Below are 10,942 nucleotides of genomic sequence, written 5' to 3' on the forward strand. Positions count from 1 at the left end.
GGCGCCAGCGCCATTCAGATCATCCCCGAGCTGGTCAAGCAGGCCGGTTTCGTCAAGGTATTTCAGCGCACGCCGTGCTGGGTGTTGCCGCGCCTGGACGTTGCCACCCCGCCGGCCGTGCAATCCTTGTTCACTAAAGTCCCTGCCACCCAACAGCTTGCGCGCCAAGCGCTGTACTGGGGTCACGAAGCCAGCGCCACGGCGCTGGTCTGGGACACACCGCTGACGTCGCTGGTCGCCCGGCTCGGGCGGGCACACCTGCGCGCTCAGGTGAAAGATCCATGGATGCGGCGTCAGCTGACGCCAGACTTCCGGCCGGGATGCAAGCGCATGCTGGTCTCCAGCGACTTCTACCCAGCGCTGCAACGCGACAACTGCAAGCTGATCGACTGGCCCATCGCCACGTTGAGCCCGGCCGGCATTCGCACCAGCGACGGCATCGAACACCACCTCGATTGCATCGTGTTCGCCACCGGTTACGACGTGCACCTGACCGGTCCGCCCTTTCCGGTCACGGGGCTCGGCGGCCGGTCGCTGGCCGCCGAATGGGCCGATGGCGCACAGGCTTACAAGAGCATCAACGTGCACGGCTATCCGAATCTGTTCGTCATGACCGGCCCCAACTCCGGGCCCGGACACAATTCCTTGCTGGTTTACATCGAAGGCCAGCTGGACTACGCGGTACGCGGGATCACCGCCGTCCTCAACGACGACCTGCGTTACCTCGATGTGCGCGAAGAGGTCCAACGTCACCACAACGAGGGCCTTCAACGCCGGCTCACCAAGACGACCTGGATGTCGGGTTGCCGCAGTTGGTACCTCACCAAGGACGGATTCAACGGGTCGATGTACCCCGGTTTCGCCACGCAGTATCTTCGCCAGATGAGGGATTTCCGATACGAGGACTATCAGGCGGTGGCGCGCCACGCCCAGACGCAGGCCACCGCGTCGGCCTGATGCCGCACTGACATGGCAACCGAACGCGCATCGCGGCCCGAACCCGGCACCATCGCCAGCGTGCTGCACAACGTGCGGCGCGCACCCAAACGGGTTCGGCGCCAATCGCGGGAATACCGCCAACTCATCGAGGGAGCGGTGTCACAGCTTTTCGACGCGGCCGCCCGGTACCCGCACGGCGCCGCGAACTCCGGTGAATACCGGATCGACGACCTGGCCCGGCTGGCCGGCACCACCACCCGCAATATCCGCGTCTACCGCGACCGCGGACTACTGCCGCCTCCACTACGGGTTGGCCGAATCGCGCTGTTCAACGACACCCACCTGACCCGGCTGCGGCTCATCACCTCGATGCTCGACCGCGGTTACAACATCGCGCACGTACGAGAAATGCTCAGCGCGTGGGAGGAAGGCAAAAACCTCGGCGACGTGCTGGGCCTCGAAACCGCCATCGTCGGCACCTGGACCACCGAAAAGCCGGAAACGGTGACGCTGGCCGACGCCCAGCGATTGGTCGACGACGCCGACGCGTTCGAGCGTCTGGTGGCGCTACAGGTGATCCGGATCGATGGGATGCAAGCGACCATCACCCGCCCGAAACTCATCGAAGCCTTCAACGAAATTCGCGGCTATGGCGTCAAATTCGACAAGCTCATAGACCTGCACGAGCAGATCGTCCCCGAGATCGACAAGATCAGCGACATGCTGGTGCGCGCCGGAGCCGAGCACGTGCTGGATCGCATCAAGCCCGGCGAACCCCTGCCGGCCGACGCCGAAATCGCCGAGCTGATCACCATGCTGGTGCGCTTCCGCACTCAAGCGGTGGCGACCGTCACCGCCACGCTCGCGTCGTCGATCGAATCCAGTATCGAATCGCTTGTTGGCCACATATTGGCCGGCTACCTCGAATCGAGCTCTCCGGTCTGAGCCTGGTCCGTGTGCACCGGGAACATCAAGCCACCGGCGAGCACGCTTAGCGATGAGGAAGTTAATGGCGTGCAATCAGATACGGCGCGAGCGTGGACAGCTTTTCGCAGGTCTCTTCGAATTCGCGGTCGGGTGTGGACCCTTCGATGATGCCCGCGCCGGCCCGCAGCCACGTCTTACCGTCACGTTCGTAGGCGGCCCGCAACGTCAGGGCCGCATCAAGCCCGCCGTCGGCTGAAACCATCACGACGGCACCCGAATACAGCCCCCGCGGTCCCTCGTCGAGCCGCATGATCGCTTCAACGCCATTCGCTTTCGGAATGCCCGACGCGGTGACCGCCGGGAAGAGCGCTTCGAGCGCATCCATCCGGTCATTTCCCGTACCCAGCCGACCGCTGACCGTGGAGCCGAGGTGCTGGACGCTCCCCCGTTCCCGCACCGTCATGAAATCGGTGACGACCGCGGTGCCCGGATCGGCGATCTCGGCCATTTCCTGCAGCGAACTACGCACCGAAATAGCGTGCTCGACAATCTCTTTGGAATTCGACTCCAAGTCGTCGCGAGCCTGGCGGTCACGCACCGCGCCACGGCCGAGCGCGCGGGTGCCCGCCAGCGGCTCGGTGACCACGAGACCGTCGTGCTGGACGGCCGCGACCAGTTCGGGGCTATAACCCACGGCGCGAATGCCGCCCAGCCGCAGCAGGAACGACCTCACCGGGGTGTTGTGCCGACGGCCCAGCCGGTAGGTGGACGGGAAATCAAGCGCGAATGGCACTTCGAGCGACCGAGAAAGGATCACCTTGTGGTAGCGGCCCGCGGCGATCTCGCCGACGGCCGACGCCACGCGATCGCGATACGCGGACGGGTCAGCGACCACGTCGACAGCTGAGGCGTCGCGCACGTCGGGTACGCCGTCGCCCAGCACGCCCAGGACTTCGTCCCGGTGGTCAGCCGACGTACCGAACAGCCGGACCTCCTCCCGGGTCACCACAATGCGGCCATGCGGCCAAAACACCCGGGCCAGTGCGGTTCTCGGCGCCAGCCGCTGCTGCAGCCCGTAGCGGTACACGCCGAATTCGAACGCGATCCAGCCGAAGAGCTGGTCGGTTTCCAGCAACAGCCGATCGATGGCTTCACCGAGGACCGGACCAGGCCTGCCCGACCATTGTTGGCTCCGGGTCACCCCGTCGCGGCTCACTCGCAGCTCGTCGCTGTCCAGCTCGATCATCGCGCGCACACCGGTGGCCAGCACCCATTCACCGCCGCGCTCGTAAAGCAGATACTCTTCCCCGACGCGCTCGGAAAGCATCACGACCAGCTCAGCCGCCAGGTCGGCCGGATCGATGTGTAGGGGCAGCGGAATCGACGGCGACTCAGAGCCGGCGGAACTCGTCTCGACGCTGACCTCGGTCACGGTTAGTAACCGTAGCCTAACCTATGTAGCTGTGCGCAACCGATCCCGCGAACTGTCCCCTCGATTGCCGCATTCAGCTAAAACTCCCGCGCAGCTAAAGCGTCAGCCAATCGGGCGCGATCCTCAGAGCGCGGCGGCGCGCTGACGAACGCCCACCTGTTTGCCCAGGTAAAGCGGACTCCAGTCGGCCGTTCAGGCGAGAGCCCCGGCCGGCTGTGAGGATCACCACTCGCAGTGTTTCCCAACCGTTTACGCTGCGGCCGCACAACAAGTGGCTCTGGCAGCCAGACTTTTCCTAGCGCTCACTGCCCGCCCGCGGCCGTCGCTTGTCCCATCGGCGCGTTGATCCCGTATTGACCTTACAGTAAATGCACAGCAGTTTCACACCAAACTAGTGGCGCCTGTGAAGTTCACGTTCGAGAAATTTCGCTTAAATGATTTTGCTCTGACCAGCGGCTTTGTTGGTTATCGCTGCGCCATGAGGCGTCCGCCCGCCTGTGTGTGTTCAAGTCGCGGCGAGTCAGCCGTAGGGATAAATTCTTGACGGTCGTCGGGATGTTTCGTGGTTGCTCCGCTTGCGGACGGTGCTTCCCCAGATCAGCGCTCTAACCAACGGAGGCATCGATGCTGCAAGAGTTCTGGCACAACTTCACCCATAACTTGTTCAAACCGCTTCTGCTGTTCTTTTACTTCGGGTTCCTGATTCCCATCCTCAAGGTGCGGTTCGAATTCCCCTACGTCATCTATCAGGGATTGACCATGTACCTGTTGCTGGCAATCGGCTGGCACGGCGGGGAAGAACTCGCACAGGTCAATGCCTCGAGCGTCGGGGCCATCGTGGGCTTCATGGTCTTGGGCTTCGTGCTGAACTGTCTGATCGGCGGCCTGGCCTACCTGGGCCTCAGCCGCCTCAATTCACTCCGAAAAGTCGACCGCGCGACCATCGCCGGCTACTACGGGTCGGACTCGGCGGGAACCTTTGCCACCTGCGTGGCCGTCCTGGCCGCGGTGAACATCGCTTTCAACGCCTACATGCCGGTGATGCTGGCGGTGATGGAGATCCCGGGCTGCTTGGTGGCGCTGTATTTCGTGGCCCGACTGCGCCATCGGGGCATGGACTCCGCCGGCTACATGCCCGACGAGGCCGGCTACACACCGCCCGTCCAGGTCGGGGTCGGACCCGGCACCGCCGCGCGCCCTCCGCAGGGCCAGAGTCTCGAGAGCCAGGAGGAAGCCGCCATCGAGCAGGAGTTGGAGCTCTCGCTGGAAAAGCTGGAGCACCCGGATTGGGAGCCCGGTCCGAGCCCGGCGCGCACCAGGGGCAAGAGGGTGCCCATTTTCTCCCGGGAGCTGTTTCAGGAGGTCTTCCTCAATCCCGGCCTTGTCCTGTTGATGGGCGGCATCATCATCGGCCTCGTCAGCGGGCTGCAGGGGCAGAAGGTCGTCGCCGACGACGACAAATTCTTCGTGCTGGCCTTCCAGGGCGTGCTGTGTCTGTTCCTGCTCGAGATGGGGATGACGGCGTCGCGCAAGTTAAAGGACCTTCGCACCGCGGGTCCCGGTTTCATCGTCTTCGGCCTGGTGGCGCCGAATGTCTTTGCGACGCTGGGCATCGTCGTTGCCTGCAGCTACGCGTCGCTGACCCACACCGACTTCAAGACCGGAACCTACGTGTTGTTCGCGGTCCTGTGCGGTGCGGCGTCCTACATCGCCGTCCCCGCGGTGCAGCGCCTGGCGATCCCGGAAGCGAGCCCGACGCTGCCGCTGGCCGCGTCCCTGGGCCTGACGTTCTCCTACAACGTCACCGTGGGGATCCCGCTCTACATCGAAATCGCCCGCGCCTTCGAGCATTGGTTCGGCGTCTGACCGCACGGACAACGCCGTTACCCCAATAGCGTTCGCACCACCGCGTCGGCCAGCAGCCGTCCGCGCGCAGTCAGGACAAGTCTGTCACCGTCGGACACCAGCAACCCGTCGGCAACCGCGCCGTGGGCGCGGTCGCGCTCGGCAGCGCTCAGCAGATCAACTGGAAGGCCTTGGCGCAGTCGGGTTTTCAGTAGCACGTCTTCGGTATGCAGAGCCTCGGCATCGAGTTGCTCGAACCCGGCCACCGGCAGCGACGCGGTGCTCAACCTCTCCGCATAAGCGTTGGGATGCTTGATATTCCACCAGCGCGTCGTACCGACGTACCCATGCGCTCCCGGCCCCGCCCCCCACCACTGGCCGCCATCCCAGTAGCCGAGATTGTGCCGGCACTCACCACCGGCCCGCGACCAGTTGGACACTTCGTACCAGGACATGCCCGCCTGCGACAGCCGCGCATCCACCAATTCGTAGCGATGGGCCAACACGTCGTCATCGGGTGCGGCCAGTTCGCCGCGCCGCACTCGCCGGGCCAGCGCGGTGCCTTCCTCGACCACCAGCGCATAGGCGGACACGTGATCCACGCCGGCCTCGATCGCGGTGTCGACCGAGCACAACAGGTCGTCGTCGGACTCCCCCGGCGTTCCGTAGATCAAATCAAGGCTGACGTGCTCGAAGCCCGCTGCCAACGCCTCGCGCGCCGCGGCCGCGGACCGGTTCGGCGTGTGGATGCGGTCAAGGACACCCAATACCTTCGGCGCCACCGACTGCATGCCCAGCGACACCCGGGTGTAGCCGGCCGCACGGATGGCGTCGAAGAAATCCGGCCATGCCGATTCGGGGTTGGCCTCGGTGGTGACCTCGGCATCAGGTGCCAGCGTGAAGTGCTGGCGCACCATGCCCAGCAGCGTGACCATCCGCGGGCCCCCGAGCAGTGAGGGCGTCCCGCCACCGACAAACACGGTGTTCACCGGCGGTGCCTGCAACTTTGCGGAGGCCATCTCCAGTTCCGCTCCCAGCGCGCTGAGCCAGGCGTCGGGATTGACGCCACCCAGCTCGGCCGGGGTGTAGGTGTTGAAATCGCAGTAGCCGCAACGTGTTACGCAGAACGGCACATGCACGTAGACGCCAAACGGCTGCCCGGCGACCAGCCCCATGTCGGGCAGGTCGACCGGTTTCTCGCGAATGGCCATGCCAAATGATCCCACGACGAACGGGTCGACCCCGGATCGTCGGTCCGCTGCGACGCCAACCCGCGCATAGCTAACCGCCGCATCGACGTCTAGGGCTTCGCGAGGGCGATCTCCCAGGGACGGCCGGTAGTTTTAATCACCGTGAGCCAAGATTTAACCTGCTCGCACGGCCCTTCGACATCCATGGCACAATGGTGCGGTGACTGTCGACCGGCCCAGCCCGCACATTGTGCTCGTGGCGCGACGGCACATTGATCTCAAGCGCGTTTGCAGCTGTATCTGTCTGCCTTGACGTGGTAGACCCAGGCCCCCTGTGTCTCCAGCTGGCCGACGGTTCCGCGCCGCCCCAAAGTGCCGGTGAAGTGTGCTGGCCGCGCAGGCGATCTTTTTGAAGGAGAGAACTTCCGATGACCACCGCCCGACCCGCAAAGGCCCGTAACGAGGGCCAATGGGCACTGGGAAATCGTGAGCCGCTGAACCCGAACGAAGAGATGAAGCAGGCCGGCGCCCCGCTGGACGTGCGGGAGCGGATCGAGACCGTCTATGCCCGCAACGGCTTCGACAGCATCGACAAGAGCGACCTGCGGGGACGTTTTCGCTGGTGGGGCCTGTACACGCAGCGAGAACAGGGCTACGACGGCACGTTCACCGGCGACGACAATGCGGACTTGCTGGAAGCCAGGTACTTCATGATGCGGGTGCGGTGCGACGGCGGTGCGCTGTCGGCGGCCGCGCTGCGCACCGTGGGCCAGATCTCCACCGAATTCGCCCGCGACACCGCCGACATCACCGACCGCGAGAATGTCCAGTACCACTGGATCGAGGTGGAGAACGTCCCCGAAATCTGGCGGCGGCTGGCCGAGGTCGGGCTGCAGACCGCCGAGGCGTGCGGTGACTGCCCCCGTGTGATCCTGGGTTCACCGCTGGCCGGGGAGTCGCTCGACGAGGTGCTCGATCCCAGCTGGGCGATCGACGAGATCGCGCGCCGCTACATCGGTCAGCCCGACTTCGCCGACCTGCCGCGCAAGTACAAGACCGCGATCTCGGGTCTGCAGGATGTGGTGCACGAGGTCAATGACATCGCGTTCATCGGCGTCAACCACCCCGAGCATGGCCCGGGGCTGGACCTGTGGGTCGGTGGCGGGCTGTCGACCAACCCGATGCTCGCCCAGCGGGTCGGCGCGTGGGTGCCGCTCGAAGCGGTGCCCGAGGTGTGGCACGCGGTGACCTCGATCTTCCGTGACTACGGCTACCGACGGCTGCGGTCCAAGGCGCGGCTGAAATTCCTCATCAAGGACTGGGGCATCGAGAAATTCCGCGAAGTCCTGGAAACCGAGTACCTCAAGCGTCCGCTGATCGACGGCCCGGCTCCCGAACCGCTGAAGCACCCGATCGATCACGTCGGCGTGCAGCGGCTCAAGAACGGGCTGAACGCGGTGGGCGTCGCCTCGATCGCGGGACGGGTTTCGGGCACCATCCTCACCGCGGTGGCCGACTTCGCCGAGCGCGCCGGCTCGGACCGGATCCGGCTCACCCCCTACCAGAAGCTGGTCATCCTCGACGTGCCCGACGACAAGCTCGATGAGCTGATCGCGGGCCTGGAGACACTGGGCCTGCAGTCGCAGCCGTCGCATTGGCGCAGGAATGTGATGGCGTGCACAGGGATTGAGTTCTGCAAGTTGTCCTTCGCCGAAACCCGGGTCAAGGCGCAGTCTTTGGTGCCCGACCTGGAACGCCGCCTCGTTGACATCAACGAGCAACTCGACGTGCCCATCACCGTCAACATCAACGGCTGTCCAAATTCATGCGCACGCATTCAGGTCGCCGACATCGGGCTCAAGGGCCAGATGGTCGACGACGGAGAGGGCGGCTCGGTCGAGGGTTTCCAGGTTCACCTGGGCGGGAGCCTGGGCCTGGACAGCGCGTTCGGTCGAAAGCTGCGCCAGCACAAGGTCACCAACGACGAGCTCGGCGACTACATCGAGCGGGTCACACGCAACTTCCTGAAATATCGCGGCGAGGGTGAACGTTTCGCACAGTGGGCTATGAGGGCAGACGAGGACGATTTGCGATGAGCGAACGAACTACCAGACTTCCAGAAGCGGAATTGCGTGCGCTTGCCGCCCGCGGGGCGGTCGAGCTGGAGGGCGCCAGCGCCGCCGACGTGTTGCGGTGGACTGACCAAACATTCGGCGGCATCAACGGGCCCCGCGGCTGGGCCACCTGCAACTATGTGGTGGCCTCCAGCATGCAGGAGGCCGTGTTGATCGATCTGGCGGCCAAGGCGCGCCCGGGTGTGCCGGTAGTGTTCCTGGACACCGGCTATCACTTCGTGGAGACCATCGGCACCCGGGACGCGATCGAGTCCGTGTATGACATCCGGGTGCTCAATGTCACTCCCGAGCAGAGCGTCGCAGAGCAGGACAAACTGCTGGGCAAGGACCTGTTTGCGCGCGATCCGGGAGAATGCTGCCGGCTGCGCAAGGTCGAGCCGCTCGGTAAGACGCTGCGCGGATACTCGGCGTGGGTGACCGGCCTGCGCCGGTCTGAGGCGGCGACGCGCGCCAACGCGCCGGTGGTCGGTTTCGACGAGGGCTTCAAACTGGTCAAGGTCAACCCGATGGTGACATGGACCGACGAGGACGTGCAGAACTACATCGACGAGCACAGTGTGCTAGTCAATCCGCTTAGCTACGAAGGATATTCATCGATCGGCTGCGAGCCCTGCACGGCCAAGCCGCTGGCGGGCGCCGACCCGCGCAGCGGACGGTGGCAGGGGCGGGCCAAGACCGAATGCGGATTGCACGCGTCGTAGCGGCAGCGCCGTCACGCCGATGTCAGGGTGTTCTCGTCCTCGTCGGCCCCGTCCGAACGACCAGCGCCGGTTGAATCAAGGGCGATCGGCGGAACCCGGGTGGCACGCACGTAGACGGTGTCACCCTCGCGCAGGGCCAGCGCCTCGGCGTCGCCGCGGGTGATCTGGGCGGTGAAGAAGCCGCCGGTGGCGGCGTTGGTCAACTCGACCCGTACCTCGAAACCCAGCGTTACCACCCGGTCGACGACGGCGCGCACCACACCGACGGAATCGGCGGTGCCGTCTCCGCCGGCGATCGCCATCTCGGGGTTGCGACCCACCCGGATGTCATGCGGGCGCACCAGGGTGCCGTTCAGGGTGGACACCGCGCCGAGGAACGACATCACGAACGCGTTCGCCGGGGTGTCATACACGTCGGTCGGGGAACCGATCTGCTCGATGCGGCCCTGGTTCAGCACCGCGATGCGGTCGGCGACGTCCAAAGCCTCGGCCTGGTCGTGGGTGACCAGCACTGTGGTCACGTGTACCTCGTCGTGCAGGCGCCGCAGCCACGCTCGCAGATCCTCACGCACCTTGGCGTCCAGCGCGCCGAACGGCTCGTCGAGCAGGAGCACTTGCGGATCGACGGCCAGCGCCCGCGCCAGCGCCATCCGCTGTCGCTGACCGCCGGACAGCTGGTTGGGGTAGCGGGCCGCAAGCCCGCTCAGTCCCACCACTTCCAGCAGATTGTCGACTTTGGCTTTGATCTCGGCTTTGGGTCGCTTGCGGACCTTGAGCCCGTAGGCCACGTTGTCGCGGACCGTCAAGTGCTTGAACGCCGCATAGTGCTGGAACACGAAGCCGATGCCGCGGCGCTGCGGCGGCACCCGGGTCACGTCACGGCCGTAGATCGTGACGGTTCCGGTGTCGGGCTGGTCGAGCCCGGCGACGGTACGCAGCAGGGTCGATTTGCCCGAACCGCTGGGACCCAGCAGGGCCGTCAGCGAGCCGGTGGGCACGACGAAGTCCACATGGTCCAGGGCGACGTAATCGCCATACCGTTTGTTGGCGTCACGCACGATGATGGCGAGGTCGTCGCGGTTAGTGCCGGCGTCAGTCACGGTCATTCCCCTCGTCAGGCCTGTCTGGCCGCTCGTGCGCGGCGCGCGTCGAGCGCCACCTGGAAAACCAACACCAACACGGCAACTCCCATCAGCAGCGTGGACAGCGCGTAGGCGCCGTACTCCGCGCCGCGGTTGTAGCGGTCGGAGACAAGCAATGTCAGTGTCTGCGACTTCCCCGGCAGGTTCGACGACACCATGAGCACCGCGCCGTATTCCCCCAGGGTACGTGCGATGGTCAACACGATGCCGTAGGTCAGGCCCCACCGGATGGACGGCAAGGTGATCCGCCAGAAGGTTTGCCACCAGCCCGAACCCAGGGTGGCCGCCGCCTCCTCCTGGTCGGTTCCCAGCTCGTGCAGCACCGGCTCCACTTCGCGCACCACGAAAGGAAGCGTGACAAAGATGCTGGCGAGCACGATTCCCGGCAGGCCGAAGATGATCTTGAACCCGAGGTCCTGCTCCACGAACCCGAGCGCACCGGCCGACCCCCACAACACGATCAACGCGACGCCCACGATGACCGGCGAGACCGCGAACGGCAGATCGATGACGGCCTGCAGCACACCCTTGCCACGAAACCTGTTGCGCGCGAGCACCAATGCCGTCGGAATACCGAAGACGACGTTCAGGGGCACCACGATGGCCACCACCAGCAGCGTCAAATTCAGTG

Annotated in this window: 10 protein-coding genes; 6 read left to right on the plus strand and 4 right to left on the minus strand. The window is 65.2% G+C overall.

Annotation, left to right across the window (positions count from 1 at the left end; all coding sequences use genetic code 11):
• Both VFW69_RS14450 and VFW69_RS14455 read left to right on the plus strand, forming a co-directional pair.
• Nucleotides 1-957: flavin-containing monooxygenase (locus tag VFW69_RS14450; RefSeq protein WP_526502203.1), on the plus strand; the 957-nt coding region annotated here is incomplete at its 5' end.
• A 12-nt stretch (nt 958-969) separates the two neighbouring features.
• A complete protein-coding gene (locus VFW69_RS14455) occupies nt 970-1,884 on the plus strand; it encodes a MerR family transcriptional regulator (RefSeq protein ID WP_526502204.1) in 915 nt (304 codons plus the stop codon).
• A 61-nt stretch (nt 1,885-1,945) separates the two neighbouring features.
• Here the strand turns inward: VFW69_RS14455 and VFW69_RS14460 are convergent, their stop codons facing one another.
• The gene (locus VFW69_RS14460) at nt 1,946-3,298 is read right to left on the minus strand and encodes a salicylate synthase (protein ID WP_526502205.1); all 1,353 of its coding nucleotides are present in this window, start codon (nt 3,296-3,298) and stop codon (nt 1,946-1,948) included.
• Between the two features lie 624 nt (nt 3,299-3,922).
• Here VFW69_RS14460 and VFW69_RS14465 point away from each other — a divergent pair.
• Complete coding sequence (locus VFW69_RS14465) at nt 3,923-5,164, plus strand: sodium-dependent bicarbonate transport family permease (RefSeq protein WP_526502206.1); 1,242 nt, start codon at nt 3,923-3,925, stop codon at nt 5,162-5,164.
• Between the two features lie 17 nt (nt 5,165-5,181).
• Here VFW69_RS14465 and hemW read toward each other — a convergent pair whose 3' ends face one another.
• Nucleotides 5,182-6,354, minus strand: coding sequence for a radical SAM family heme chaperone HemW (gene hemW, locus VFW69_RS14470; RefSeq protein ID WP_526502207.1), 1,173 nt, complete (start codon nt 6,352-6,354; stop codon nt 5,182-5,184).
• A 235-nt stretch (nt 6,355-6,589) separates the two neighbouring features.
• Between hemW and VFW69_RS14475 the strand changes: the two genes are divergently transcribed.
• The 3 genes from VFW69_RS14475 to VFW69_RS14485 all read left to right on the plus strand — a co-directional run bounded on the left by VFW69_RS14475 (nt 6,590) and on the right by VFW69_RS14485 (nt 9,169).
• Nucleotides 6,590-6,646: an Ms4527A family Cys-rich leader peptide gene (locus tag VFW69_RS14475; RefSeq protein WP_350494663.1), complete on the plus strand. Its 57-nt coding sequence runs from the start codon at nt 6,590-6,592 to the stop codon at nt 6,644-6,646.
• Nucleotides 6,647-6,761: 115 nt separating this feature from the next.
• Nucleotides 6,762-8,429, plus strand: coding sequence for a nitrite/sulfite reductase (locus tag VFW69_RS14480; protein WP_526502208.1), 1,668 nt, complete (start codon nt 6,762-6,764; stop codon nt 8,427-8,429).
• Nucleotides 8,426-9,169, plus strand: coding sequence for a phosphoadenylyl-sulfate reductase (locus VFW69_RS14485; RefSeq protein WP_526502209.1), 744 nt, complete (start codon nt 8,426-8,428; stop codon nt 9,167-9,169). Before VFW69_RS14480 ends, VFW69_RS14485 begins: the two co-directional genes overlap by 4 nt.
• Before the next feature lie 11 nt (nt 9,170-9,180).
• Here VFW69_RS14485 and VFW69_RS14490 read toward each other — a convergent pair whose 3' ends face one another.
• Complete coding sequence (locus VFW69_RS14490) at nt 9,181-10,275, minus strand: sulfate/molybdate ABC transporter ATP-binding protein (protein ID WP_526502210.1); 1,095 nt, start codon at nt 10,273-10,275, stop codon at nt 9,181-9,183.
• A gap of 8 nt (nt 10,276-10,283) precedes the next feature.
• A partial coding sequence (locus VFW69_RS14495) for a sulfate ABC transporter permease (RefSeq protein WP_526502211.1) occupies nt 10,284-10,942 on the minus strand: 659 nt, incomplete at its 5' end.

This window comes from Mycobacterium sp., assembly GCF_036273375.1.
In the GTDB taxonomy this organism is placed as follows: domain Bacteria; phylum Actinomycetota; class Actinomycetes; order Mycobacteriales; family Mycobacteriaceae; genus Mycobacterium.

Coding starts and splice junctions, on each gene's coding strand:
- hemW (WP_526502207.1), bottom strand. CDS start 6,354: ATGGCCATTCGCGAGAAACCGGTCGACCTGCCCGACATGGGGCTGGTC.
- VFW69_RS14485 (WP_526502209.1), top strand. CDS start 8,426: ATGAGCGAACGAACTACCAGACTTCCAGAAGCGGAATTGCGTGCGCTT.
- VFW69_RS14455 (WP_526502204.1), top strand. CDS start 970: ATGGCAACCGAACGCGCATCGCGGCCCGAACCCGGCACCATCGCCAGC.
- VFW69_RS14490 (WP_526502210.1), bottom strand. CDS start 10,275: ATGACCGTGACTGACGCCGGCACTAACCGCGACGACCTCGCCATCATC.
- VFW69_RS14465 (WP_526502206.1), top strand. CDS start 3,923: ATGCTGCAAGAGTTCTGGCACAACTTCACCCATAACTTGTTCAAACCG.
- VFW69_RS14480 (WP_526502208.1), top strand. CDS start 6,762: ATGACCACCGCCCGACCCGCAAAGGCCCGTAACGAGGGCCAATGGGCA.